Source organism: Streptomyces sp. NRRL S-87 (assembly GCF_000719335.1).
In the GTDB taxonomy this organism is placed as follows: Bacteria; Actinomycetota; Actinomycetes; order Streptomycetales; family Streptomycetaceae; genus Streptomyces.
Genome location: NZ_JOGB01000010.1, coordinates 21098 through 47005, shown reverse-complemented (window position 1 = coordinate 47005; position 25908 = coordinate 21098). Strand labels below are relative to the sequence as shown.

The following is a 25908-nucleotide window of genomic DNA, read 5'->3' as shown; positions in this document are numbered from 1 at the left end:
GCGAACGGGCTGCACCATGAAAACCACCGACCAAGCCCACGCCGAGGCCATCAAGCTGTTTCCCCCGGCCGCCCTCACGGCCCCGCCGGACTGCGCCCGCTGCCAGGACTACGCCCGCCGCCGCCCTGGCAGAGAAGGAGGCAACCGCCGCCCAGGCCGCGGCAGCACAGGCGGAGAAGGACGCCGCGGACGCCGCGAAACTCGCCACCTCCGCCGAAGAGCACGCCAAGACCGCCGAGACCGCGGCCACGAACGCCAACCAGCACGCCCGCGAATCCGACGAGTCGGCCAGGAGAGCCGAGGAATACCAGCGCGAGCGGCAGCGCAAGGCCCGCGAGGAAGCATCCAAGGCACAGCCGTCCGATCCCGTCCTCGACGACCAGGTGAAGGAGGCGCTCGCGGCGGCCGGGCTCTCACCCGAGGCCTACGAGCAGGTGCGGGCCCTGGCGCAACTCGACCTCCTCGACTACCTGAAGTCGAACGGCGCCGAGATCCTCGTCGAGCTCTTCCTGGAGGACATCAAGGCCTGCATCGACGACCCCGACATCCCGACCTGCCTGTGGGCCGTGGTCCAGAACATCGGCCCGGCGAAAGCCGCCAAGATCCTCGGGAAGCTCCCCAGGGTCGCCAAGGCCATTGCCGGAATCAACGCCTTCCTCGACAAGACCGCGGACGCGCGCAAGCAGCTCAAGAAGTACGAGGAGGCGCTGGGGAAGATCAAGGCGGCCGCCTCCTGCCTGGTGGACATCGCCGGGCAGAGGACGAAGGCGGGTCTCCGCCGTGGCGGCGCGGCTCCCTTCGTCGCAGCTGGCCGGTCCGACTTCGCCGGTGCGTCCGCGGCCGGGTACGGCCAGGCGGCTGGGACCGCCAAGGTCCACCGGTGGAAGCACCTCCGGCAGGCCGACGGCCCCGCCGTCAACGATCGCAGCCCTGTCGTGCCGGCCGGGGTCTTCGCGGTACCCGCTGGTGGCCCGAAGAAGGAGGGCTGCCTCCTCGCCGACGGCGATGAACTGGTTCTGGGCATCAACGGCCCCGACAGCGGAGACGCCCTGGCCGAGGCCCTCCAGAAGGAGACCGGCAAGCCCTACTTCACACTGAACGGCGGGCCGTGGGGCCAGATGAGTACGGCCGACCCGAACAAGCCCCTGTGGATGGTCGCGGTCGAAGAGGCTGCACAGAATCCGAAGGTCAACCTGACGTTCTCGCTGGACGGGTTGCGGAAGGCCGACGGGAGCGAGTTCGAGACGGCCGAGGAGGCCCTGCGGTACACCGTGGCGCGGGGCAGGACCTACACGACCCCGGAGCTGGGCCTGAAGCATGGCAACCAGACCGCCTGGGAACTGGCGACCGTCGTCAGGGCCTCGATACTGAACGAAACCCGTGAGCTGAAGGACATCACCTGGTTCTGGAACGGAAAGAGGCTGAACGACCCTCCGGCCTTTGACTGGCGTTCCACGACCAGTATCGACAAGTAGACCCGGAGAGCACCTCTTGCCGGGGCAGCCAGACCTGCTGCCCCGGCAGCACCGTCCACTGCCCCCTGCCCGCCGCACCGAACGAACACGGACGAACCATGCACCCCGAGCCGGCCGACCTTCACGCCCCACTGGACACCCGTACCTACCCGGAGCTCGCGGCAGACGCCGGCGACCCCCTTGTCGGCCTCAACCGGATCGCCGGCGCTGCGGGCGCCGCGCTCGCCCCGAGCCGGCCCTGGGGACGCTGGGACGCCTCGCAGGACTCGCTCGCGGTCGCTGTGGAAAGCGGCCGAGGGACCTGCTTCGTCACCTTCGAACGCCACCAGCACGTCATCGGGGTACGGTTCACCCTGCCCTGGATCGGCAACGCCCTGGCCGGCACCGTCCCCGCGCTCCAGGATGCGGTCGCCCTGCTCGATGCATGGCACAACCGCCTGCCCCTGGACGAGATGGGGCGCCAGTGGCCGACGCTCACCACCTCGCCGTTCGCCGTGGCGCTCGAGCAGGGACGGGCCATCCCGTACAAGTGGCAGGAGATCCGCTCGCTGCCCGCCGGCCTGATCGACAGCCGGCTCGTCGAAGCAGCCTTCGCCGCACCGCAGCTGAGGGCGCTCTTCCCGGTCGTCTCCCATGGCGCCCTGACCTTCAGCGACACCCCGATCCCGCCCCACCCCGACCACTTCCCCCGGGCCAGCCCGCACGGCGAGCACGGATGGATCGTCGACAGCGCGGAGAAGTCCGCATCCGACCGCCTGGTGGCGGCCACCGCAGAGGAGGCCGCTGACTGCCTCCTCCGGCTGCTGCCAGGATCGTAGAGGTTCAGGCCGCTCCGAAGCGGACGGGCTGAACCCGCCGTCGACTCCAGGGGGTTGCCGAACACCGGCCCGCCGACCCCGGCTCTCCGCGGGGCGGCAGGCCGGCAGACCGGCCGGCTCTCCGAGGTGCGCACCAGCGCGGTGGACATCGAGGTCGCCGAGGTCCACGTCGTCATCGAGTAGCCCGGGCCGCACCGACCACGGCAAGGGGGACGAAGGTCTGATGGGAGCCGACCCGGCCGTCCGCCGTGGTGATGGCGCCGTCCGCCGTGGCCGTGAAGGAGGCCGCGTCGGGCACCGGGCGAGCGGCCTCCGGCTCGCGCGGACTCGGAGCGAACACCTGCGCGATGACGCTCAGGTGTGTTGACGACGGCGTAGTTCCCCAGGGGCTGTGGTCACGTATTCCCCCCATGCCTGGCGGGCTCAGACATCGTCGCGCAAGACGCTACGCGCGGCGTTCGGGGACGCCTTCGGCAGGGCCACCCGTGCCGAAGGAGCACGACCCGCCGGTCGCGGACACCGTGATCGCCAACCTCGTGCAGCAGACCGAGGCCGTCGTCGAGGTCGACCAGCAGCGCCTGGCCGGCGGCAAGAGCGCGCTGCTCGCCTGGATGGCGGAGGAGACCGATGACGGCGACAGGCAGCCTGCAGAACCCGATGCCACTCCGCACGACCACCACGCTCGGCCTGCGGAGCGACCGCTCAGCGAGGTGCGCTTCCTCACCGTCGCAGAGGTCGCCGAGGTCATGAGGGTCTCGAAGATGACCGTCTACCGCCTCGTGCACAACGGCCACCTTCCGGCGATCCGCGTCGGCCGATCCTTCCGCGTCCCGGAGAACGCCGTACATGAGTACCTCCGGGAGAGCTACGCGGAATGGATCGCCTCGCACGCAGGCAAGCCCGGCCAGGAGTAGCCGGACGAGTCCCCGCGCTGACCGGCAGCCGGGCGATCCCTGCTGCGCCTGGAGGAGTCACGGCGGACGTTCTCTTTGACCACCCCTGTCATGGGAGTACGGCAGGAGCCTGCCCGCTCGGTTGGACGGCAGGATGACGGGCAGCAGCGGACGCCTGGTCTGACGATGCCGCAGGCGGTCGTGATCAGCGGTGTTGCCGGTGGTGTTCGTCCTGGCGGTGGTGCTGGGCCTGCAGGGAATGCCGATGGGTCCGGCTGCTGGGCGGTACGGGCGCGATCGGCGCGGCTTTGATCCTCGCGGCGATGCCGGGCGGGCGTGGGGTGGTTGCGGCGGTGGCCCGGGCTGCTCTTCAGACGGCTGGTAGGGGGTGGGTCATGGGACGTCGCGAACTCCCCATCGACTACACTATCCGGGCGCGCGGCGAGCTGGCTGCGCGGCGCTGCGTCAGCTGCGGGCGCAGTCCGGGCTGACCTACGACGAACTCGCTGTCCGGACTGGGCTCTCCGCGGCGACGCTCAAGGGGGCGGCTTCGGGCCGCACCGTGCCCTCCTGGGAGACGCTCACCGCGGCCTGCGGCGGCGCGCCGCAGGCGAGATCGTGCAGCTGTGGAAGTGGCGGACGTTGGAGCCACTGTCCGATCCGGATGACGAGGATCGCCGTGCCCCGCGGGGCGGCCGGAGTGCCGTGGTCGGGCCAATCGCTCCGACGGAGCCCTGTGAATTCCATTCCTTCCCGGCGCAGCCCTCTCTTGCGATTCGGCGGCAGGAAATAGACGATATGGCTTGTTTGCGATCAGTGTTGACGCGTCTGTTGAGGGGAATTTGAGGTTACGGCGTGATGTGCGGCACAGCAAGATCAAAAGAGTTGATTAGCCGATCCTCGTGGAAGAGGATTACCGCCGTTCGGGCAATGCCCTGCGGTATCAGTTCCGCAGGTGCTGCTTAGGTTGATTTTCCATGGGGGATTTCATGGCTGGATTTATTCGTTCGCGTCGCGTGGCTGTGACGGCTTCATCGCTCGCGCTCTCGGTTGCCTTTAGTGTTTTTACGGGATCCGGTGTGTCCGGGGCGGCTGAGGTTCCCGAGGGGGCCGCTATCTCCAGCGAGGCCTTGGCGGATGGGGAGTTCTTCGTTCCGGGCGCAGATGTGGTGACCAAGGTGGATCCGGAGCTGGTGAAGGACTCTGGCGAGACGGCTGACCCGCTTCCGGATCCTTCTGGCTTCAGCGGTGCGCGCTACTTGAAGAACGTTAGGACTCTTGGAAATGTTTGTGGCACTAAGCTGCTTCAGCAGACGAGCGGTCGTGGGAAGACCACTCTTGTCATGAGCTTTGATAAGGCTGTGGCTGCGACCACGAAGAGGGAAACCTCGATTGATCTGAACTGGGTTTCCGCCGGTGTAGGATGGGACGTCACCAAGAGCTACACCGTCAAGAATGAAACTCGGTACGAGGTTCCGGCGGGCAAGTTCGGTGTCATCCAGGCATACCCGTTCTACAGGATGCAGGTAGGTGACGTCTGGCAGGGGTTTAGCGGGGGCTCGGGCCGGCCGACGGGGTATCAGGCCTACGCTTACAAGCCGGTCGGCGTCTGCTTCAACCAGTACCTTCAGTGACGAGTTATTGAATCCACGGTAGGTGAGCGAGGGTGTGTGGTTCCGTGAGAAATGCTTGTTCCATGGCTCTCGGAGCCGCTCTTCTCCTTTCCGTCGCCGGCTGCGACAGCTCGGCACATGAGTCGGCGCGGGTCGATGTCAGTCAGGCCCGGCTCGCCAAGGTGGCGACCTTGCCTGTCGCCGGCGACCCCTTGGCGGACCTGGGCGACTCGCTGGCCGGGAGATCGCCGAGGATTGTGGCCGAGGCGCGTGTCGGATCATCGCGTCTGGTCATCTATACGGGAGAGCGTGCATGCGGATTCGTGGCCATGGCCGATACCGGGCCCGCGAAGTCGCTGATCCACCTCATCACGAAGTGGCCTGACAAAGGTGAAGGCGAGGCATTGTATCCCGCAGGTCCGTACAACCGGACTACTGGGACAGGCGCCTCTAAGGTGTGGGCTTCTGTCGCCTGCAGCCCCAATGCCATGGTGATTGAGTACAGTGCCGGCCCTGGTGCGCCTCTCCAGGTGGCTGGGGCCCGTGGCCAGATGTCGATCACACGCATGCCAGGGAGCCCGTCGACCTGGACCTTCGTCATCGGGGATCCGAGAGCCCGGGCAGAGATCAGCGCAAAACTTCCGACTCCTTGACCAGGGAGTGACGCGCTGATCATGTTCTTGGTGACGGGCAGCCGGATGCTCCGGCTGCCCGTCACATTCCCTATCGCAGGGCGCCTTACGTGGGAGGTACTGGGCTGAGGTGTCGCGCGAGCAGGCTGCCGCGGTGGCCCAGGTCGAGGCCGCCTGGCCCGAGGCCCTTGCCGCGTTGCTGCCGCAGTACCGGCCGGCGGTGCTGCGGGACGCGATCCTGGCCGCGCTGGACGGCGGGCGGACCGGAAGGCGGCCCGGCAGCAGGGCCGGGTGCCCGGTCCACGGGAGGCCGGCCCTGCGCCGGTGTGGTGGGAGTGCCGGGGCACCGACGAGCACGGCCGGCCCTGCGAGGCGGCCGGGCACGGGCCGCGGTCGGAGGACGGCTTGTGCTGGAAGTGCCGCGGCCGGGCGGAGGCCGAGGAGATCGAGCGGGCCACGGCGGGCCTGCGGGCGGCGGCCGAGGCGGAGTACGCCGCCCAGCCGAGCGGGCCAAGGCGGCCGCGAAGTGGGCGTTGCTCCTCGAGGATGCCTACGCCGAGCACGCCGAGCGGGAGGCGGCCGCGGACGCTGCGGTTCGCGCCCGGCGGCGGGCCGAGGCGGAGGAGACCCGGCGGCTGCGCGAGCGGCTGGCCGCCGAGCACCCCGAGTTGGCCGCCTACGCCCAGCAGCCCGAGCCTCAGGCCGCCACGGCGCCGTCCTAGCCGCCGAGCGCGGTTACCGGTTACCGGTTACAGCCCTGCGGTTACCGGGTCCGGCCTGGCCTGGCCTGAGCTGCACGAACCCGCGCTCTGCGGCCTGTAACCGGTAACCGGTAAGCGCCCCCGGGGAGTCCGGGCGCCGGGCGGGTGGCGGTGGCCTCCGGGCCCAGCGTTTGGGCCTAACAAGGGCCGGAAGGGCCGCTGTGCGGCCCGCTGAGCGCCTCGGAGACGATTTCGGCGCCCCAGGTCGGAGCGGTCTCTGAAAGGCGCTCAGCGGGGCTTGTGGGGCCTCGGGTTGGTGGCGGGCCTCGGGTGACGGCCGTTCAGGCCCCGCCCGGCAGACCGGCGCTCGGTCTCGGCCAGTGTCCCGCGTGGTGTGTCCCCGGTCCGTGTCGGACACGGGGGACACGTGCTCTGACCTGGGCCGGGATCTCGGTTTCCCCCGGTCGGCGGTGTGTGTCCCGCGGCCGGGGGACAGGGCTGGTGCCTACGGTGCCGGGGTGGATCACCACTACGCGGAACGGCGGCGCGGGTGCCGGAACCTGCGGGACCCTCAGCGGGAGCTGGCCGAGCAGCTGGCGGCGCGGGCGGACCGGTTGCGGGCCGAGGCCGGCCGGGACGGCGGAGACGGGCTGTCCGTGGCCGACGCGGTCGCCCTGGCCGCCGTCCAGCTCGGTCTCGAGCCGCCCGCGGCCGTTCCCGCGCCCGGGGCTGACACCTGACACGTCAGAACCGGCGCTGACCTCGCACAGGGCCCCTCGGCGCGGGACCGGCGGCGTCAGTGTCAGGTGTCAGTGTCCTCTGACAGGGAGCTTGGACGGATTGTCATTGAAGTTGGACGGGAGGGGGCGGCCCCGCGGCGGAGGTCCAGGGGGATCGGTCGGGTAGCGATCGGTTGATGCTCCTATTGATCGTCAAGCGTGGGGAGGTGCGCGCAGGAGCGAGGTACCTTCACTGCATGTCACTTACTCCCGCCGGTGAGGTCCGCAGCCGCGACGAGCTGGTCGCGTTCGTCCGAGAACTGCACCAGGACTACCTCCGCCGGGGGCACGAATGGGAGAACCAGAGCCTCGATCACTTCCTTGAGGCCCTCGCGGCGTGGATGGACGACTCGCCGGGCTGGTATCGAAACGTCGGGAAGCAGCTTCCCGAAGAAGGGGACTGGACCTTCCTGGCCAGAGCCCTTCATGCCGCCACCATGTATGAGTGAATCCGCTTCTGGAAGGTCAGGCCGCGGTGAGCCAGTCCCGGTAGGCGCTGGCGAGGTCGTCGTCGCGGCGTGTGCCGCGTTCGATGCAGGAGATCACTGCCGGCCAGACGCCGAAGTGCTCGGCGACGGTGGTGAGGGTGATGTTCTTGGCCTGGCGCGCGGGCCGGAGGTCGGAGACGTCCGGGACGCTGACCGGTGTGGTGAGGTAGCGGAAGATCTCCCGGGCGATCGCCCGCTTGAGCAGGCGGATGATCTCCTTCTTCGTGGGTCCGGCCGCGGTCTGCCGGGCGACGTAGTCGCGGGTGCGGGCGTCGCTGGACATCCGGACGAGAGCGACGCGGTAGAGGGCTGAGTTCGCCCCGCGGTCGCCGCCGCGGGAGAGGCGGTGGCGGTTGGTCTTGCCGCTGGAGGCTGGGACGGGTGCGACGCCGCAGAGAGCTGCGAAGGATGCCTCGGTGCGCAGTCGGTCGGGGTTTCCGCCGGCGGTCACCAGGAGCTGGGCCGCGGTGTCCGGACCTACACCGAACGCGGCGCGGAGGCCGGGATTGTGGTCGGTGGCGGCGGCGTCCAGGGCGGCGGTGAGGGTGTCGTGTTCTGCGGTGAGGGCCTGGACCCGGCGGGCGAGGGTCTTCAGCGCGGTCAGGAGGGCGACGCGTGGTCCGTCGCCGGTGGGACGAAGCCGGGAGAGGGCGTCGACCTGCGTCTTGCCGCGCAGGGCGGTGTACTTGCCGCGGATGTCGTCCGGGGCGGTGACGAGGATGTGCGTGATCTGGTTCAGGGTGGCGGTGCGGGCCTTGACGGCGGACCGGGCGGCGTTGTGCAACGCGCGTATGCCGCTGACGGTGTCCTCCTTGGGGACGACCGATGCCCTGCCGGACAGTGCGGCGCGGGCGGCCGCGTAGGCGTCGATGGGATCGGACTTGCCGATCCGGCGCCGCTCAGCCCTGTCGGGCCGGTTGACCTCGACCACAGTGAGACCCGTGTGGCGGGCGGCACGGGTGAACCCCAGGCCGTAGGAGGAGGTGCCCTCGACGCCGACGGCGGTCACGGTGCCGTGGGCATTCAGGAACGTGATCGCCGCGGCGTATCCGGCTGCCGTGGTGGGGAATTCGGCGTCCGCGACGTGGCCACCCCGGCCGGTGATGACAGCGACGTGAATCGTGTCCGCGTGGGAGTCCACTCCGCCGAACACCGCATCCAGCTCGGTGGCGGGCGTGGTCGTCGCTGTCATCCTGTGTGCTGCCTTCCCGGGCCGGCGGTGACGCCGGCCGGGTGGATCAGACAGGACATTCAGGGGGCCTGTGGCCAAGCTCCTATCAGGTCATGCTCCACCTGGCCGGAGCCATGGAGAACGGGTTCCGGCAGCCGGGCAGAACAACCGTAGGACAGCCCAGCAGGACGTCAGTCAGACCCTGAGCCTCGACCACCGGGACCCGCTACGAGTATCAATGTCAGACCCCGCTCCTAGGATCGGCAACTTAGCCTGCGAGGAGGAAAGTTGCCGCCGCGTTTGAGGGTCTGTGCTGACCCATCCTGTGACCACGTCTACACCGCTACCAACCGGTTCTGCACCCGGCATCGAATGCGGACCGGCACCTGCAAGGAGCCGGGCTGCGGGCGGGCGTTCACAGCGGCTGGCGGCCGGTACTGCTCACGGCATCGGTACCCAGATCGGGAGTGTGCTGTTGACGGATGCACCCACCGCTTCCGCGCATCGAACCGAATCTGCTCCGCATGCAGGAGCATCTTCCGGGAGTGCGCCTCCGACGGCTGCGACACCGTCTACAAGGGGAATGCTCTGCACTGCCGAGCCTGCTTGACTCCGGAGCGCACCTGCGCCGACCCCGACTGCCTGACCGTGTTTAGAGGGACGACGCTGCTCTGCTGGGACCACCGTGCCGTCGAACGGACCTGCGAGGCTGACGACTGCGAGAACTCTTACCGCGGCACGACACTGCTGTGTGTGTCGTGCCGGACTGTTGAACGGCAGTGCTCTAACGACGGCTGCGAAACGGTGTACTGGGGCGACCGGACCCTGTGCAACGGCTGTCGGCAGTCCGACCGGATCTGCCCCGACTGTGAGAAGGAATTCCGGGGGCGGACAACGCGGTGCGGACCATGTTGGTGGGCGCAGATCCCGGCAGACGTGCGCGCGGCTATCAGTCGGGCAAGCGGGAATGCATACCGGGCACGGAAGCTGGCCGCAGAGGTGGCCGGTCCAGTACCCGCCGCTGAGTACGAGCGAATCCGCGCCGAGGGCCCTTGCGTGTACTGCGGTGCAGCCGCGACCGAAGTTGATCACGTGCGGCCACTGGCCACGCATGGTGGATGGGAGCACCCGTCAAACCTGGTCCCAGCGTGCCGAACGTGCAACGCCAGCAAGAGCGATCGCTTGCTGACCGAGTGGGACCAGGTTCGGGTGTTCCATGCAGTGCGAATGTCAGAGAAAGTGGCTGTCGAGTATGAGTGTCAGCGTTTGGGACTCGTTGCTGACAGTCCGAAAGAGGTTGCCCGCGTCCACTAGCCTGCCCGCTGAAGTAGGCCCGGCCAGTCCAACCGCAACGGGACACCCGCGCCCTCACGTCAGGCGGGTGTCACACGGCCCTGTCACACGGGCCGCCGACCGGTGTCACACAGAGGCGGTGTCACACGGCTGACCAGGGCCGGGCCCGCTGGCTATGTAGGTGAGTTTCGAGAACGTCTGTCGCTCAGCAGCAGGAACGCCCGGATCCACGGGAGAGTGATGTCGCTGAGTTCTGGAAACACCTGGGTGCTTGCTTCGGGACCATGGTTGTGCTCTGCACGACGAGGGGGCCCGGGTGCTGCCGAAGTCCAAGGTCGATCTGTACGCGGCGATCCGCCGTGATGCCAAGGCCGGTCTGTCGCTGCGTGCGGTCATGCGGAAGTACGGCGTCGGCTACGAGACCGTGCAGAGGGCACTGGTGTCGGCCCTGCCGGAACCGCGGAAGAAGATGGAGCCGCGGGAATCACGGCTGGACCCCTACAAGCCGGTGATCGACGCGATCCTCACGGCGGATCTGACCGCACCGCGAAAGCAGCGTCATACGGCCAAGAGGATCTACGACCGGCTGCTGGACGAGCACGATGCCGCCGACATCTCGTACCAGATGGTCCGCGGATACATCGCCGCCCGCCGCGAGGAGATCCGGCTGCAGGCCGGCAAGGGAGTCGTGGACGCGTTCGTCCCGCAGACCCACAAACCCGGCTGCCGAGGCCGAGGTCGACTTCGGGGATGTCACGGTCAGGCTGGCCGGCGAGCTGGTGACCTGCTACTTGTTCGCGTTCCGGATGTCGTACTCGGGCAAGGCCGTCCACCGTGTCTTCGCCTCGGCGGGGCAGGAGGCGTTCTTCGAGGGCCACGTCCACGCTCTCAACGTGCTGGGCGGGGTGCCGACCGGGAAGGTCCGCTACGACAACCTTAGAGCGGCCGTCGCGCGGGTTCTGGGCTTTTCCCGGCAACGGGTGGAAGCCGAACGCTGGACCGCATTCCGGTCGCACTACGGCCTGGAAGCCCTCTACTGCCAGCCAGGCATCCGCGGCGCCCACGAGAAGGGCGGCGTCGAGGGCCAGATCGGCTGGTTCCGCCGCAACCGCCTCGTCCCCGTCCCCGACGTGGACACGCTCGCCGAGCTCAACGCGAGGATCGACCGGTGGGACCAGGAGGACGACGCCCGCCGCATCCGATCCCGTCCCCGCACCATCGGCGAGTACTTCGCGACCGAGCAGCCGCTGCTGGCGCCGCTGCCGGAGGAGCCGTTTCGAGACCGGCCGGCTCTGGACCCCGCGGGTGGACCGCTACAGCCAGGTCTGCGTGCGGATGAACCGCTACTCCGTCCCGGTCCGGCTGATCGGCCGCACCGTCCGCGTCATGCTCCACGCCTCCGAGCTCGTGGTCTACGACGGCCGCGAGGAAGTCGCCCGGCACGAACGGCTCATCGCCCGCAACGGGTCCCGCCTCGAACTCGACCACTACCTGGAGGCCCTGATCCGCAAGCCGGGCGCCCTGCCCGGCGCCACTGCACTCGACCAGGCCAGGGCCGCCGGCCGGTTCACCCCCATCCACGACTCCTGGGGGGAAGCCGCGGTCAAAGCCCACGGCGAACGCGACGGCACCCGGGCCCTGATCGAAGTCCTCCTCCTCAGCCGCCACCTGCCCCACGAACACCTCGTCACCGGCCTCGCCGCCGCCCTGAACAGCGGCGCTCTGACCTCCGATGCAGTCGCCCTGGAGGCACGCAAGGCAGCCGACACCGAGGCCGAGGAAGCACCGCCGTCGCCTGCCGCCGGCAGTCAGACCGGCATCGCCCCGCTTCCCGCCGCAGTCCGGGCACAGCTGCCGCCCGACAAACGCCCTCTGCCGTCAGTCGCCCACTACGACCAGCTCCTGCGGCTCCGCCGACCCGATCGCCCCATCACGTCATAGAGGAGAAAGCCGTGACTCTTCCCCGCCAGCGAGGACTTACCGAGCAGGCCGCCACCACCGCCGTCGACCAGGCATGCCGCATGCTCCGGCTTCCCACCATCCGGTCGCAGTTCCCCGAGCTGACGGAGAAGGCCGAACGCGAGCAGATGTCCTACCTCGGCTTCCTCGCCGAGCTCCTGCTGGCCGAGTGCGACGACCGGGCCCGCCGCCGCTCAGAGCGCCGCATCAAGGCCGCCGGCTTCCCCCGGGACAAGTCGCTTCGCAAGTTCGACTTCGACGCCAACCCCAACATCGACGCGGCGGTGATCCACACGCTCGCCAAGTGCGAATGGATCAAGAAGGGTCTTCCCCTCTGCCTGATCGGGGACTCGGGCACCGGCAAGTCGCACCTGTTGATCGCGCTCGGTACCGAGGCAGCGATGGCCGGTTTCCGGGTGAAGTACGTCCTGGCGACGAAGCTGGTCAACGAGCTGGTCGAGGCCGCCGACGAGAAGCAGCTGACCAAGACCATCGCCCGCTATGGCCGCGTCGATCTCCTCTGCATCGACGAGCTCGGATACATGGAGCTCGACCGTCGTGGCGCCGAACTTTCCAGGTTCTGACCGAGCGGGAGGAGAAGAACAGCGTGGCCATCGCATCGAACGAGTCGTTCTCCGGCTGGACGAAGACATTCACCGACCCGCGGCTCTGCGCGGCCATCGTCGACCGCCTCACCTTCGGCGGCAACATCATCGAGACCGGCACCGACTCCTACCGCCTGGCCACCACCCGAGCCCGAGCCGAACAGCAGCCCCTGAGCTGACTCCGGCGCGGGCGACTCCCCTGGCCGAAGCTTGTTACGTGGTCAGCGATAGTCGTTGAGCCAGTCCCCGGGGATCAAGTCACGAACGCGGTCGAGGTCCTCTGCCGTCCGGCCGCGGGCCAGGATGGCCATGCCATCGTCGTCACGCAGAAGGACGCCCTGGCCCAGGAACCACCGGACGGTGTGCTCCTCCTCGCTGATGGGATACGCGGGGAAGGGCAGCCGGACAGCGTTCTCCTCCAGGAGCCCAATGCTGTCGTCGTCCGGGTCGAGGAAGTCGCAAAGCTCTTCGCCGGCCTGCAGAGACTCAGACAGCACAATCTCGACGAAACAGAGGGAAAGTCGCTCCAGCCACTCCTCCCACCGCTCGGCGCTCTTGTGGGCAAGGTCAGGCCGGATGAACACTGCAGGATCGTCATCCTGGAGGTTGTCGAGGAGGATGCCCCAGGACGCGGCTCCTTGGTTCTCGTGACGGAAGACCACGGCCTCCTTGGCGTCATCCACATACAGCTCGGCCGGGCCGAGCAGCACATCGTGGTTGCTGGTGAGGTCCCGACGGCGCCCGAACAACAGATACGCCTCGCGCAACGCCGCCGGCAGCCGGACACCCAGCCTCTCCTCGGCAGCGTCCAGATCGGCCTCCGCCCACCCGTCACCGCTCTCCAGGGCCTCAGCCCAGGGGGCAGCGAAACCCTGGATGAAGCCCCATGCGCCACTACGGCCTTCGACGCCTCTGGCAAGAGACGCAGCAAGTTCGAACCCTTGTGTCATGTCAGGACGATATCTGTCCCGCTCATCAGGTCCCCCCACACCCCGACACGCCGACGGAGTGTTCTCGGAACTCGGCAACGTTCTCGACCTGCTTGATCAACATCTGTTGCCCGAACTCGGCATCAATCGTTCCCGCCTTACACCGACGAAGCCAGTCGCCGAACTCCTGCGGTCATGGACATCGTGAAGGCCAGGGATCGCCCGCCGCAACCGAACCGAGCTCGTGCTGCCCCGCCGAACGATCTGCTGGAGCCTCTGCCCCTCCTGCTCCGTCAGCCTCCGGACCCTGACCTGTGGTGCGACTTCGCTTCCAACCAGCACCACGAGCAACCCGGTGAACCTATGCGGTCACAGCACTAGGTGGTGGGGAGGCGCATGCCGAGTCTGCTGCTCAGTGCTCGGGCGGTGGCGCGTACCTCCTCACCGGTCTCGCCCTCGGCTACGGCGGTGAGGACGGCGAGGGCAAGTTGGGCTTCGCGGTGGGTGAGCATGGGCAGCCGTGGGGGTGCGGGGTCGGTGTCGAGTTCTTCGGCCACGAAGTCGGTGTAGAGGTCGTCGAGTGTCATTACGATCCCCACGCCTGGTTCGGCCTGCGGTTGCTCCAGGCGCAGCCGTGTGCTCGGCCGCGTGGAGAAAGTTGTTCGTTAGCTATTCCTTCACCTCGGGCGAAATTCTCGTGAATCTATCGCTAAAGGTGCACACCTCGTCCGGGTCGACAGAAATGCAGAATTTCTGATTTTCTAGGAATGTCAGGCTGATGATGCAGTCGCCTTGTGGAATTTCGTTGAATGTGACGCCGATCGTGTCGCCCGACCGCGCTGTTGTGGACACGATAGATAGGTCGCCGGGTTTGCCGGCATCTACATAGAAGCCCCAGTCTCCGCGTGCCTCGCCACTTGGGCAGCCTTCGGCCAATGACGGGTCGAGATGCAATCCCTGCGAGGTGAATGTGCGATCTGCCTTGAGCGTGAAGCGCGCTCCCGTCGATGTGGTCCATGTGCCGAAAACCTGCTCATCGTGCACAATGGCGCGGCGGTCTACATGGCCGGCGCACGATGCAAGTAGTGGAATGAGCGCCGCAGTGGCGAATCGATGCAAATTTGACATTATTATCTCCCTGGTCGATTGGTAGAGTGGGGCGACCTGTCGGCCGCCCCACTCTACGGGAATCTACTGCACCCAGCAGCCGCAGCTACTCAGCGGAAGTCTTTCCTGCCAAGAGAAGTCCTCTGTCACGGCTGCGCCGAATGTTTTCTCGAAATACGGATTCCAGGGTCGCGGGATGGCGTGCGTGGCGGACCTCCAGTCACTTATGTTGTGTACCGTGAACTCAAGGCGGACATCGCCCTTGCTTCGATTCACGCTCTTGATGCGTGCGGTCCCGGCATACGTTCCTAGGAACGCGTCGGCCATGTTCGAGTGACCGACGGCTCCATTGGTGAGGACGCTCGAGACGTCATTCCAAATGCCGCGGGCTGTATTAAATCGCCACCACGGACTACCCGGCTCGGGTCCACGGTCCTTGTAGTTGAAAGTGAGCGTCTTCTTTGCGTTCGGGGCATTCATGCCGCTTTGTTGGGCCTGCCTCACAAGCCCTGCCCTGACTTCCGAGATGGACTTGTCCCCGGCGAGCACCTTAGTGAAAGCATCGCTGCCGGAGAATTTCTGTTTCGCTGCGAGGGGATAGCTCCACCCCAGAGCCAGCCGAAGAACAGGCCGCGAGACGTCTCCCAAGAATTGACAGGACCGTCGTCCGCAATGATGCCGAATCCTTCGTTAAAACGAGCCGCGAGGGGAACGGGCGCCTCCGCCTCCGCCTCCGCCTCCGCCTCCGCCTCCGCCTCCGCCTCCGCCTCCGCCTCCGCCTCCGCCTCCGCCTCCGCCTCCGCCTCCGCCGGTGGCGCAGTTGCCGTCGTTGAGGTCTCCGGTGCAGTCGTTGCGATGGCCCCCGTTGGCAGTGCAGTCGCTGAAGTGAGCACAGTTGTCGACCCAGAGGCCGGTCGGGTCGCTGTCAGTGATTGGGTTGTTATTGGCGTAGTTGTAGCCGTTGAGGGACTGAGGCTGGTCCAGGGTGAGCAGGGGGTCGACGCTGATGAACTGACCGAGGCTGGTGTTGTACTCGCGGGCGCCGATGTGGGTGAGGCCGGTGGTGGCGTCGATGTCGCCGCCTACGAAACCCTCCAGGCCAGTAGACCGGCGTGCCGCCGCGTTCGCCACCATAGGGGAGTTGTTTGCGTCGGTTGACGGCGAGGTTGGCCGCGGTGACCGACAGGGTGCTGGTGCCGTGGTGGTCGGCTATCAGGAAGCTGACGTAGCCGTCTGCCGCGCGGATCGCGGTACCGCCGGGCACGCTGTAGTACCGGTTGCCGGCGAGCGTGTCGGTGGCCTTGGTCAGGATGAGTTCCTGGCCGCCGGGCAGGTACAGGGTCGTCTTCGTGGGCTCGCGCTTGAGGAGACGGGTGCCATCCGCGTCGTAGAGGAACGACGTGGTGGAGCTGGACATGGTCGAGGTGGCGAGCTTGCCTTCCTCGTTCCAGGTCAGTGTCTGGGTGGCGCCGACTGCCGGGTTCCGGGTCTCGAGGTTGCCGGTCTTGTCGTAGGTGTAGGTGTCCGCGGCGGTCGTGCCACCGCTGGCGGTCACGCTGCGGACACCGTGGGCCTGCGCCGCACCTGCCGTGGTGGGGTAGGTGTACGTGCGGGTGGTGTCAGCGGTGACGGGTCCGGCCTTGTGCTGGGTTTCCGTGGCGCGCTGGCCGGTGTCGGTGAAGGTCCAGCTGGTCCAGTACGGGTCGACGGTGCCGAGGATGTCGGTGCCGGCGCCGGTGGTGGGCTTGGTCGAGCAGCTGCCGGCCGTCGTCCAGGCGTCGGTCATCCGGCGTGCCCAGTCGTAGTCGAAGCACTGGTCGTCCTCGACCGTCGCGTCGTTCTGGAGCTCCTTGATGCGGGTGACGTTGCCCGCGTCGTCGTAGGTGTAGGCGATGTCGGAGAGCTTGGCCGGTCCTGTGGCCTCGCGGTCGACGACCTTGGAGGCCACTCGGCGGGTGGAGGCCTGATAGGTGAGGGTCTGAACGACGCGCTTGCCCAGGTTGCCCAGCTCGGCCTGCGCCAGCTCGCCGAACTCCGTGTACGACGCGCCGCGCAGGTAGACCTGGGAGAGGTCGCTGTCGGTCAGGGCCAGCTGGTCCTGGGCGCCGTAGTGGTTGGTGACGGTCTCCGTGGGCAGGGCCGCGGCTGCGGTGGTGTTGCCGGTCGTGTACTTGAGCGTCTCCGGCAGGCCGTTCACGAGGCCTGCGCCACCTGGCACCAAGCCATCGACCACATGGATGGCGTCCGCTCCGTACGGACCCGCAAGGCCATCTCGCGGATGCGGGGCGACCTCGCCCGCTTCCGGGCCCGCGGTCTGCGGTGCGTGGCCGAGCTCGACGAACGCGGCCGCGAGTTCCTCGCCGGCGCCTGAACTCGGTGCCGTCAGCGTTCGAGCTGGTCGGTGAAACGCCGGACAAGCGGCCCCAGGTAGTCCGCGTGCGGACCAGCCAGGTACTCCAGTTCCTGCGGCGAACTCACCAGGGCGATCTCGTCCAGCTCGGGCTCCCGTCCTTGAGCCCGCTCGGCGGCCGCAGCAGCAGCAAAGGCAGCCCGTACCGCCGGTTCCGACAGAAGCGGCGCACGGTACGTCAGGCCGACGCTGCCGTTCTCCCCCCGGGTCACAGCCCACAGCCTCAACACCTCCGAGCTGGCATCGAGCCCGAGCTCCTCGAGCAGCTCCCGCGCGGCCTGGCCCGCCAGATCCGACTCCACCAGCCCCTCACCCGCCTGCGGCGGTTCCACGGAGCCCCCCGGCAACTGCCAACGGCCAGGGGCAGCGGTGGAGGACGACATCCTGGCCACCAGCACACGGCCGTCGTCGGTCGGCTGAAGCACGTTCACGAACAGCGACGGCAGCGCCGTGGCGCCAGGAACACGACGCAGGGCGTAGTGCCGGTAGGTGACCCGCACCCATGACAAACGCAGGACGTGTGAATCCGTGTGCTCCAGTCCAGCGCAGGCCACTACCGGCCCGTCAAAGAGGGCCGGGTTGGCCTGGACTGCCTTCTCCCACACCCGGTCTCTGGCCGCCTCGTCCGAAGGCGACAGGCGTGGCTCCTCCTCTTCAGTGAGCTGGAGGCGCTCAACATCGAAGAGGTCAACCGCGGGGGGCAGCGTCTCGGGCACCCGCTCATCGTAGAACGAGGACGGCTTGGCAATTGCAGTTCAGATTCAACGAGCGAGGCGCGCGGTCGGAGCCGCCCCTCGTGGAGTGGGCAGGGCGTGCCGCCAGTGAGGGGCGCCTGCAGGGACGCCGCGGGCTGTTCTTCGGCCATCACCGGTACGTGCTGTGCACAGCTGCCTGATCGCCGGGTTCGTGACGCCTTGCGAGGCCCGACGCAGATCTGCCACGTCCACCCGGCACGGAGACGGGGCAGGTGCGGACCGCAGGCGTAGGGCCGGCCGAGGCGGCGGTAGCCGCCCTCGGGGTGGCTCTGGCCGCGTACGGGCCGGTCCAGGGCCCGTGACCAGTGGGCTCCGCCGCCTGGCTTTCTCCGCACCCGGGATAGAGGGCGCCTCGGCTGGGGAGCTGTACCGCTGGCAAGCAGCTGACTACGGGAGGGGAGAGCATGGGGACAGGCGCGGTGGTGCTTGTTAGCCGTCCTGGCTGCGGGGGGCTTGGTGGGGGTCCTGGTTCGGTCTGGGCGCCGCGAAGCGGAAGCGGAGAAGGCGCGGCTGGCAGAGCAGGCGAGGATCCAGGCCGTCCGGTCGATGGAGGCGGTCTGGTCGATGGACCCGCGGCAGTTCGAGGAGTATGTCGCGGAGCTGTGTCGCCGGGATGGATGTACCGAGGTGCGCCGTGTGGGTGCGGCGAACGACCTGGGCGCCGATGTGACGGGCCGGCTGCCGGACGGACGGAAGCTCGTGGTGCAGTGCAAGCGCTACGCGAAGCACCGCACCGTCGGAAGCCCGGACCTGCAGAAGTTCAACGGCACCGCACGCAGCGAACACGGAGCGGACGTCCCGCTCTTCGTCGCCTCCTGCAAGTTCACCAAGCAGGCCCGCGCTTTCGCCGCCCGCCACGACCTGTCCTCGTCGACGTCGACCTGCTCGGCTTCTGGAACAGCGGCACCGCCCTTACCGCGCTGCTCGACCTGGACATCAACCGGTCCGGCACCAATCGGAGGCTGTCCCCCGACAACTGAGCTCTCCCACCACTCAGCGGCCTGCGTCGATGCCCTTCCAGCCGTTTGCAAGTCCGCGGCGGCGGGCCCGCGATGCCGGGACGGCAGGCGCCGGGCGGGGGTTCATCGCGGCGGTCACCTGCCCGGCCGCTGCCTGGGAGAGGCCGGCGGTGACCTGCCCGGAGGCGAGGGCCCGGGCGTACGTCCCCGGCCCGTAGGCGGGCAGGGCCACCGCGAGGGAGGCCGCAGCCGTCTTGGCCGGCCCCGCGCCCCAGTGGAGTTCATCCTTGGCGGCGGGGGCCTGGCGGGGGAGTCCCCGGCGGGCGGCGAGGAGCACCGCGAGGGCCTGGGCGGCAGCCGCGTCCAGCGTGACGGTCAGCAGAGCGGGGCTGAGCTGGTGGACTCGGTGCCCGGCCAGGCTGTGCGCGGCGAGCGCCCGCCGCAGACCGGTGCTCAGCACCGTCGGGTCCTCCGCGGTGTCGGCGCGGAGGACCGGCCCGGCTGCGGCCGGGGTGTGCTCGACGCGTTCGCGGAGTGCGGCGATGGCGGCCGGGCACGCTGCCACCGGCAGGAACTTCCGCTGTGGAAGGGATGCTGCCGCGGCTGCCGCCCGTACCGTCTCCTCGACGACGCCCAGCACACAACCAGCCAGTACACACAGCTGCTGATCGACGTGCCCATCGGCGGATCCGGACCGCCCCCGCCGATCCCGGTCGACGAACCGTCCCACGCGGACCTGCCACCCGCACCGGCGCACACCGCGGCCGGGTGGACGGGCTGATCGTCGCGGTCTTCCGGCACTACGAGTCCAGGGCCACGGAATCGAGGCCGCTCCTTCACGCTCACGCGGTCGTGTCCGTCCGCACCCGGCGGCCGCACGACGGGAAGTGGGGCAATCTGTCGGCGGACTCGCTGATGGCCCACATCGTCGCGGCCGACACCCTCTACACCCTGCTCTTCATGGAGGAGGTCTCGGCCCGGCTCGGGTGGGCGTGGGAGCCGCGCGAGGTGACGCCTGGCCGCCGCCCGCTCATGGAGATCGCCGGGATCGACCAGCGCCTCCTCATCGGTTGGCAGTCGACCCGCCGCCAGCAGATCGAGGACGCGCTGCCCGTCCTCACCGCCGAGTACGAGGAGCGGCAGGGGCATGCGCCGGGAGAGCGGCTGCCTACGCGCTGGCCTGCCAGGCCGCCGACCAGACCCGCACACCCAAGCGCAAGGAACTGCGCTCCCTGTCCCAGCTGCGCGCCGCCTGGCGGGACTCGGCGACCCGGGCGTACGGAGCCGACGTCGTCGCCGGGCTCGCGCAGCGTGCCCGAGCAGCGGCCGCGGCGATATGGGCCCGGGTGCGCCCGGCCGTCGACGTCGCGCGGGCGGCGGTCAACGTCGCCGCCGTGGTGTACGTGATGCGCGGCGGCTTCCAGCACCACCACCTCCTCGCCGAAGCCCGCCGCCACCTCTCCTACGCCCTGCGCGGCCGACCTCACCGGCCCGGCCTGGACGAGGAGGTAGTCCGGGCGGCCATCGACGGCTACACCCGCCCGGCCAGCTGGAGGATGCTCACCGCCGACCTGCGCGCCCTGTACCCCGCACGACACCGAGGACCAGGCCGTGCTCCGCATGCTGACCCGCCAGCGCTCCGCCACCCCGTACGAGCGGGCCCGTCTCGCCGCCGGGGCGCTGACCGCACGCGTCCACGTGCTACGCCGCGCAGACCGCCTGAACTCCCGGCCCCGGCCGCACACCGTCACCGTGCCGCCCGCCATGAGCCCCCACCCCGGGCGGAGGACCGGTCGGGACCTCGAGCTGATGACGGACGTCGCCGCGGTGGAGCTGACCAGCCGGACGCTGGAGGCCGCCGCGGCCGAGATGGCCGCCCGGCTCCAGGCCGGCGTCCGGGAACGAGCCGCCGCCCGCCGTCCCTCTCTCAAGTCCGCGGTGGCTCCGCCGCCGAGCGCCCACCAGCCTGTCCAGCCTGAGCCGGGCCGGACACCACCCACCGGAGGAGTCGCATGACCACCAGGCCGCCCGCGGACCCGAGGATCGAAGCCGTCGCCGCCCGGCTGAAGGAGGCCGCGCAGAAGCGCGCCGAGGCGTATGCGCCGCCGACGGACTGGCAGCCGATCTGGAAGCGGCCCCGGAAGCCGAAGTCCATCAAGGCGAAGAAGGAGGAGATGGCTAAGCAGCGCAAGCGCCTCAAGGCGGCTGGTGTCCGACGGTTCTACGGCGCCCAGTCGCGTCGGCCCCGGCCCCGGCAGAACCGCATCGGCAGCGCCGCCGCCCGCCGCGACGCCCGCGCCCTGTCCCGGATGCGGCACTCCAACGCCTGGCTGTGGTAACGACGGGGTCCCCGAGGCCGCGGTGACCGTCCTGCGCACGGCCGGGGAGCTGCTTCGCCAGTCGTACTACGGCTACGAGTTCTCCACCGTGGCGGTTATGCACTCCCTGATCGCGGTGGAGATCGTGCTGCGCGACCGCATCTCGGGCGCGGGCAAGAAGCCGCTGCACCAGCTCATCAAGCAGGGCGCCGAGACCGGCGCCCTGACCGCCCGCCAGGCGGGTACCTCGCCTACGGGCGGCAGATCCGCAACGGCATGCCGCACGGCAAGTCCACGCACGCGGCGATGCCGCCGGCCATGGCCGTGCCGATGGTGAGGACCTCGTAGATCGTCTCCGAGCTCTGCGCCGCCCCCCGAATGGTCACGGCTCGACAACAGACGTCACGCCGTCGGCTCCCTTGGCACCTGTAGCAGGTGAATGCGGGACTCTGCCCGGAGTCCCACGCCCACCCGCGGGAGGAGCCCGGCCATGACGCATACCAGCAGCGTCCGGCAGCCCGAACGGGAGTCGCGCCCGACCTACTCAAGGGTGCCGAGCGCCCTGCAGACGGCCCGGAACCCAGTGCCGCGAGTGCCGTGAACGATTCCACGTCATGCCCATCACCGCAGCTCACACCGCCCGCAAGGGGGCCTGCCCGGCACGCTGACACCTCACCATCACGACAACGCCATCATGCCGACCTTCCCAGTAGACATGTGGCACGCCCTTGCCTCCCTCCACGGAACCCACGCCGATCCCGTCGGTGATATCCCGCCCCTCGACCGCCACGACGCCTTCCTCTCTCCCTCACCCGGCCCGCAGCATCAGTCACGGCCAGGGCCCGGCTGACCGATGCCGGGTGACCCGGCGCTGGGCAAGCCCAAGGGGAACCTGGGCAAGCCACCCCGTGCACCGGCTTGCCCACTCCGGCCGGGGCTCGTCGGCAGGGCGGTCCGATAGGGTCGCCCCGACCGGCCTGCTCGCGGCCGACACAGGGAGGGGAACCCGCCGTGATCGACCCTGGCACCGCCCTCACCGCAGGAGCTTCCGCCGCCGGACGGAGAGCCGCGTCGGCGGCCGTCTCCGGGGCCACGGGCCCGCTCATCACTGTCCGCGCTGGGAGCCGCGAGGATGTCCATGTCCGCTGCGACGCCTTCGAGGACGCACTGTTCGAATACTTCTATCACCCCACGGCCGAGTACGAGATCGCGCTGCGCCAAACCCACCTCAAGCTCGCCCGCCGTTGCACCGACGACCCCACCCGTGAAGCCGCCTGGGCGCTCACTATGCGCGTCCTCAACTTCCGTGACCCGTCGATCAGTAGGACCGACAGCGATGCGCTGAGGGAGGAGTACAGCCACGCTGACCATGAGGAGTGGCTGTCCAACACGGCCCGCCGCAGGAGCGGCATCTCCCTTGATGACGAGGCCACGCTCTACATCTGGATCGACGAGTTCCACACGGTCGTGCGCCGCGGCCGCCTCGTGCGAAGCCGGGAGACCGCCGTCCGCTGGTTGCGCGCGGCCAGCCCCGCCGGCCTCCTCCGCCGCCGGAATACCCCCGGCGCCCAGCCGGCCGTGGTGCGGCCGAACGTGGGCGGCGCGAGGGATTAACCGACGTCGTGACGCGCCGGCCCGAGCAGCGGCAGACCCGGCCCCGAATGCGTCAAGGAGCTGCTGCCCTCCCCGTCCCGATCAGGCAACGCGCACCTGCCCAGCCCGACGCTCCGGTGGGTCCGTCCACCTCGATCCTCGTGCTGCTGTCAGTGGTCGCCCCTACACTCACGGTTGACGGAGCAGGGGGATACGGTGCATCCGAAGTCGTTGCGTGCCTGGAACAAGTTCCAAGCCAATGTCGCCGCGCAGGGCGGCACGGTGCTGGAGCCGCAGTGGTTGGGGGCCAACGCGGGGCATCGGATCCGTTGCCCCGAGGGGCATGAGCACACGCCGATGCCCAGCAACATCGCCCGCGGCACCGGGATCTGCCTCACCTGCGCAGGGCAGAGCCCCGCCGAAGCACACCGGGCGTTCCTTGCCCGCGTGGAGGAGCTCGGCGGTCGGGTCCTGGAGCCGAAGTGGCTCGGGTCCTCCGTAAGGCACAAGATTGTCTGCGCGAAGGGCCACCACGTCACGGCTCACCCGAACTTCGTCCAGCAGGGCGGCGGAATCTGCGGCCCCTGCGCCGGACGCGACCCTGCCACGCTCCTTCTCGCCTTGCGTAGCAGAGTGGAAGAGCTGGGGGGAGTGCTGCTGGAGTCCACGTGGCTCGGATCCACCGTCGGCCATCGTGTCCGCTGCAGCCAGGGCCACGAGCGAACTCCCCGACCGGGCGATGTCCGGGTCGGGGGCCTGTGTGGCATCTGCGCCGGCAACGACACAACTGCCGCTTGGGCCGGCTTCCAGGCCCGCGTCGCCGAGCTCGGAGGGCACCTCCTGGACACGAACTGGCGCGGTGTCGGTCAACGCTATGAAGTCCGCTGCCCGCAAGGACACGTGACGCGGCCCCTGGCCTGTCTGGTCCGGGCGGGCGGCGGGATCTGCCGCATCTGCTCCGGCCGAGACGGTCAAGCCGCCTGGGAGGCCTTCCGCGCCCTGGTGAAAGAGCTAGCCGGGGAAGTACTGGAACCGCGGTGGATGGGCAGTACCTCCGGCCACCGGGTCCGCTGCGCAGCCGGTCACGAATCGACCCCCACGCCCAGCAACGTCCAGCGCCGCCGCAGCTTCTGCCCCGCCTGCACGGGCCAGGACTCCGCCACCGCGTGGGCGTACTTCTGCGCCCAGATCGAGGAACGGGACGGGGAGGTCCTGGAGGAGGAGTGGCTGGGCAACGGGGTGCGGCACCGGATCCGGTGCGCCGAAGGCCACGAGACCACCGCCCATCCCGGGAACGTCCGCCAAGGCGGCGGCATCTGCGCCTTTGTGCGGGCACCTCCCCCGAGGCCGCCTGGGAGTCCTTCCGCGCCGAGGTCGAAGCCGTCGGCGCCACCGTCCTGGAGAGCGTGGCGGCAGTCTTAGCCCTGTCGACGCCCTCTGGGGCATCGGCGGCACCTATACCCACCCCAGCGCCTGGCACAGTGTCACCGTCGCCGGGCAGCACTTCGGTCCCCGGCACGGCCTCCCCGTCGCCTGGGCACACTCGGCACAGCCCGCCGGCCGCCACGCCGTCTCCGTCGGCATCGACCCCGGCTTCTCCCAGCGCACGGCCGACGCCGGGCCCGGAGCGCACGCCTGCCCGCACGGCTGCTCCGTCGAAGAAGGCGGAGGTCCGCAATCCGGAGGCGGCGGCACTTGAGGACTTCTGGACCGCCGACCGGATGGCCCAGGCCCAGCCGGTGCAGGAGCAGGCCGGGCGCGAGGCGCGGCTTCCCGCCGCTGCTCGCCGCAAGGCCGCAGGCTTCACCAAGTCCCACGAGTTCGCAGGGATCAAGCAAGTTGGCACGTTCTTCTACGCGGCCGACGACAAGTACCGCTTCTGCGCTGGCACGGTGGTCCCTTCCCCGGGGAAGAACCTGGTGGCTACGGCCGCACACTGCTTCGACGGCACCGATCGTGTGACGAAGCTGGTGTTCGTTCCGAAGCACAACGAACGCTCCCCGCGCCCCTATGGCGTCTTTCCCATCAACGTGGGCAGGATCTACATGGATCCCGCGTACCTGACGCCGGGCGGAGATCATGCCGCGACCGATCTCGACTTCGCGTTCCTGCAGACCTCGGCGCGGTCCGACGGGAAGCGGGTCCAGGATGTGGTGGGCGCAATCCCGCTGGCCTTGAACGCGGGCTTCGACCACCCCCAGACGCTGGCCATCGGCTACCCGTGGCTGCCTGGCATGGACAAGTACAAGCCCGTCCAGAACCCGCTGACCTGTACCACCCCGATGAAGAAGTTCACCACCAGGGATTCGGGCGGCTGGCGCGGCGGCACGTTCGCCGAGGTCAATTGTGACGGGTACGTCTCGGGCACCTCGGGTGGACCGTTCCTGATCAAGAAGGGGTCCGGGCTCGCCCTGGCCGGTGTCACGGGCGGCTGGATGACGGGCGGGCACTCTCCCGACACCTCGTACAGCTCCTACTTCGACGACGACGTCAAGCGGGTGTACAACGCGGCGGTGGAGGGCAAGCAGCCGGCGGCCCGATCTGTGCTTCCGGGGGCGTCCACGTGGAAGCACGCGAAAGGCATTGCTTCTGGCTACTTCACGGTGGACGGCGATGACGTGGCCAACGACCGCATGGACATGTTCGTCGTGTGGACTGACGGTGAGCTGAGCCTCTACCGGGGAGCGGATCCTGCCAAGGGGCGGTTCGACAAGGAATTCCGGGTCCTGCCCGACAATCCGACGTGGGCCAAGTACGCGCGCGAGATCACTGCAGGGAACTTCACCGGGGATGCCGGTTCCGACCTCATTGTCCGTTGGTCCGACGGTGAGCTCACCCTCTACCCGTCCGTGGACGAGAAGGGGTTCCACGGTGAGATACAGCTCCTGGCGCCCGACCCCTTGTGGACGCACGCCCAGCAGATGACCGCCGGGCGTTTCTCCGGCAACAGCCGACAGGACGATCTCGTGGTCCGCTGGTCCGACGGCGAGCTCTCCCTCTACCCGGACACCTCGGAGCGGGGGCTGGGGCGTGAGATCAAGGCGATTGCAGAGAACCCGACGTGGAAACACGCCACCGAGATCGGGTCCGGCGACTACACCGGCAATGACAACTGGGACCTCATCGTCCGCTGGTCCGACGGCGAACTGACGAACTACCAGGACTTCGCAGGGTCGATCGCGTCGGCGAAGGAGCACAAGCTCCACGGCCGCGACTCTACGTGGACCCATGCCCTGATCGTGTCCGGTGGCGACTACTCCGAGAACCCGTATCCCGATGACACCGTCGTCCGCTGGTCCGACGGCGAACTCACGCTCTACACGGACGGCAACGCCACCACCATCGGCAAGGAGAACCGGCTGGTCAGCCCCTAGCGGCTGCGTCATCGACCGAGCGACAGAGGGATACGC

The 25908-nt window shown here is 68.9% G+C and carries 24 protein-coding genes and 4 pseudogenes; 18 read left to right on the top strand and 10 right to left on the bottom strand.

Features of this window, described 5'->3' with window-relative positions; genetic code table 11:
• Positions 1-383 precede the first annotated feature (383 nt).
• From IF43_RS0108665 to IF43_RS0108630, 9 genes are all read left to right on the top strand, one after another.
• Entirely contained in the window at positions 384-1475 is a 1092-nt protein-coding gene (locus tag IF43_RS0108665; RefSeq protein WP_030196339.1) for a polymorphic toxin type 27 domain-containing protein, read from the top strand.
• Between the two features lie 98 nt (positions 1476-1573).
• A complete protein-coding gene (locus tag IF43_RS0108660) occupies positions 1574-2293 on the top strand; it encodes a DUF6193 family natural product biosynthesis protein (protein ID WP_030196336.1) in 720 nt (239 codons plus the stop codon).
• Positions 2294-2347: 54 nt separating this feature from the next.
• Entirely contained in the window at positions 2348-2476 is a 129-nt protein-coding gene (locus tag IF43_RS43405) for a hypothetical protein (RefSeq protein WP_267884739.1), read from the top strand.
• A gap of 527 nt (positions 2477-3003) precedes the next feature.
• The gene (locus IF43_RS0108650) at positions 3004-3207 is read left to right on the top strand and encodes a helix-turn-helix domain-containing protein (RefSeq protein ID WP_030196333.1); all 204 of its coding nucleotides are present in this window, start codon (positions 3004-3006) and stop codon (positions 3205-3207) included.
• Positions 3208-3574: 367 nt separating this feature from the next.
• Positions 3575-3979: a helix-turn-helix transcriptional regulator gene (locus IF43_RS43850; RefSeq protein ID WP_078910000.1), complete on the top strand. Its 405-nt coding sequence runs from the start codon at positions 3575-3577 to the stop codon at positions 3977-3979.
• Positions 3980-4163: 184 nt separating this feature from the next.
• Positions 4164-4820 (top strand): hypothetical protein, encoded by a 657-nt coding sequence (locus IF43_RS0108645; protein ID WP_158939230.1) that lies wholly within the window; start codon positions 4164-4166, stop codon positions 4818-4820.
• Positions 4821-5964: 1144 nt separating this feature from the next.
• Positions 5965-6153 (top strand): hypothetical protein, encoded by a 189-nt coding sequence (locus IF43_RS40495; RefSeq protein WP_030196327.1) that lies wholly within the window; start codon positions 5965-5967, stop codon positions 6151-6153.
• 497 nt (positions 6154-6650) lie between these two features.
• Positions 6651-6872 (top strand): hypothetical protein, encoded by a 222-nt coding sequence (locus IF43_RS0108635; RefSeq protein WP_030196324.1) that lies wholly within the window; start codon positions 6651-6653, stop codon positions 6870-6872.
• A gap of 236 nt (positions 6873-7108) precedes the next feature.
• Entirely contained in the window at positions 7109-7360 is a 252-nt protein-coding gene (locus tag IF43_RS0108630; protein ID WP_030196321.1) for a hypothetical protein, read from the top strand.
• A gap of 16 nt (positions 7361-7376) precedes the next feature.
• On the opposite strand, the gene IF43_RS0108625 is transcribed toward IF43_RS0108630, so the two are convergent.
• Positions 7377-8591: an IS110 family transposase gene (locus tag IF43_RS0108625; RefSeq protein WP_051794951.1), complete on the bottom strand. Its 1215-nt coding sequence runs from the start codon at positions 8589-8591 to the stop codon at positions 7377-7379.
• 351 nt (positions 8592-8942) lie between these two features.
• Here IF43_RS0108625 and IF43_RS43845 point away from each other — a divergent pair, with 351 nt between their 5' ends.
• The 3 genes and pseudogenes from IF43_RS43845 (at position 8943) to istB (ending at position 12606) form a co-directional block, all read left to right on the top strand.
• Positions 8943-9884: an HNH endonuclease signature motif containing protein gene (locus IF43_RS43845; protein ID WP_078909998.1), complete on the top strand. Its 942-nt coding sequence runs from the start codon at positions 8943-8945 to the stop codon at positions 9882-9884.
• A gap of 295 nt (positions 9885-10179) precedes the next feature.
• Positions 10180-11804 (top strand): annotated as a pseudogene (istA, locus tag IF43_RS39115) (IS21 family transposase).
• 11 nt (positions 11805-11815) lie between these two features.
• Positions 11816-12606, top strand: a pseudogene (gene istB / locus IF43_RS36215) (IS21-like element helper ATPase IstB).
• Positions 12607-12648: 42 nt separating this feature from the next.
• On the opposite strand, the gene IF43_RS0108610 reads toward istB, so the two are convergent.
• The 5 genes from IF43_RS0108610 to IF43_RS42495 form a co-directional block, all read right to left on the bottom strand.
• The gene (locus IF43_RS0108610; protein ID WP_030196308.1) at positions 12649-13377 is read right to left on the bottom strand and encodes an SMI1/KNR4 family protein; all 729 of its coding nucleotides are present in this window, start codon (positions 13375-13377) and stop codon (positions 12649-12651) included.
• 356 nt (positions 13378-13733) lie between these two features.
• Complete coding sequence (locus IF43_RS0108605) at positions 13734-13943, bottom strand: hypothetical protein (protein WP_030196306.1); 210 nt, start codon at positions 13941-13943, stop codon at positions 13734-13736.
• Between the two features lie 82 nt (positions 13944-14025).
• On the bottom strand, positions 14026-14484 hold the full coding sequence (locus IF43_RS41510; protein ID WP_158939228.1) for a hypothetical protein: 459 nt from the start codon (positions 14482-14484) through the stop codon (positions 14026-14028).
• A 669-nt stretch (positions 14485-15153) separates the two neighbouring features.
• Positions 15154-15510 (bottom strand): RHS repeat-associated core domain-containing protein, encoded by a 357-nt coding sequence (locus IF43_RS43840; protein WP_369405184.1) that lies wholly within the window; start codon positions 15508-15510, stop codon positions 15154-15156.
• Positions 15404-16660, bottom strand: coding sequence for a hypothetical protein (locus IF43_RS42495; protein WP_030196303.1), 1257 nt, complete (start codon positions 16658-16660; stop codon positions 15404-15406). Before IF43_RS42495 ends, IF43_RS43840 begins: the two co-directional genes overlap by 107 nt.
• Before the next feature lie 36 nt (positions 16661-16696).
• Between IF43_RS42495 and IF43_RS41505 the strand changes: the two genes are divergently transcribed.
• A complete protein-coding gene (locus IF43_RS41505; protein WP_158939226.1) occupies positions 16697-16834 on the top strand; it encodes a hypothetical protein in 138 nt (45 codons plus the stop codon).
• 11 nt (positions 16835-16845) lie between these two features.
• Here IF43_RS41505 and IF43_RS0108590 read toward each other — a convergent pair whose 3' ends face one another.
• Positions 16846-17589 (bottom strand): NUDIX hydrolase, encoded by a 744-nt coding sequence (locus tag IF43_RS0108590; protein ID WP_030196300.1) that lies wholly within the window; start codon positions 17587-17589, stop codon positions 16846-16848.
• A 585-nt stretch (positions 17590-18174) separates the two neighbouring features.
• Between IF43_RS0108590 and IF43_RS42490 the strand changes: the two are divergent.
• Positions 18175-18423: pseudogene (locus IF43_RS42490) on the top strand (restriction endonuclease); the annotation flags it as partial.
• A 198-nt stretch (positions 18424-18621) separates the two neighbouring features.
• Here the strand turns inward: IF43_RS42490 and IF43_RS0108585 are convergent.
• Entirely contained in the window at positions 18622-19152 is a 531-nt protein-coding gene (locus tag IF43_RS0108585) for a hypothetical protein (protein WP_030196296.1), read from the bottom strand.
• 185 nt (positions 19153-19337) lie between these two features.
• On the opposite strand from IF43_RS0108585, the pseudogene mobF reads away from it, so the two are divergent.
• Together mobF and IF43_RS0108575 are read left to right on the top strand one after the other, a co-directional pair.
• Positions 19338-20603 (top strand): annotated as a pseudogene (gene mobF / locus IF43_RS36210) (MobF family relaxase); the annotation flags it as partial.
• Positions 20600-20926, top strand: a complete 327-nt coding sequence (locus tag IF43_RS0108575) for a hypothetical protein (RefSeq protein ID WP_030196294.1) — start codon at positions 20600-20602, stop codon at positions 20924-20926. The pseudogene mobF and the gene IF43_RS0108575, both read left to right, overlap by 4 nt.
• Before the next feature lie 230 nt (positions 20927-21156).
• Here IF43_RS0108575 and IF43_RS43400 read toward each other — a convergent pair whose 3' ends face one another.
• The gene (locus tag IF43_RS43400) at positions 21157-21291 is read right to left on the bottom strand and encodes a hypothetical protein (RefSeq protein WP_267884735.1); all 135 of its coding nucleotides are present in this window, start codon (positions 21289-21291) and stop codon (positions 21157-21159) included.
• A 625-nt stretch (positions 21292-21916) separates the two neighbouring features.
• On the opposite strand from IF43_RS43400, the gene IF43_RS0108560 reads away from it, so the two are divergent.
• Positions 21917-22519: a hypothetical protein gene (locus IF43_RS0108560; protein WP_030196291.1), complete on the top strand. Its 603-nt coding sequence runs from the start codon at positions 21917-21919 to the stop codon at positions 22517-22519.
• A gap of 1061 nt (positions 22520-23580) precedes the next feature.
• Here IF43_RS0108560 and IF43_RS41500 read toward each other — a convergent pair.
• Positions 23581-23733 (bottom strand): hypothetical protein, encoded by a 153-nt coding sequence (locus IF43_RS41500; RefSeq protein ID WP_158939224.1) that lies wholly within the window; start codon positions 23731-23733, stop codon positions 23581-23583.
• A 486-nt stretch (positions 23734-24219) separates the two neighbouring features.
• On the opposite strand from IF43_RS41500, the gene IF43_RS0108550 reads away from it, so the two are divergent.
• On the top strand, positions 24220-25872 hold the full coding sequence (locus IF43_RS0108550; protein ID WP_051794949.1) for a serine protease: 1653 nt from the start codon (positions 24220-24222) through the stop codon (positions 25870-25872).
• Positions 25873-25908 lie beyond the last annotated feature (36 nt).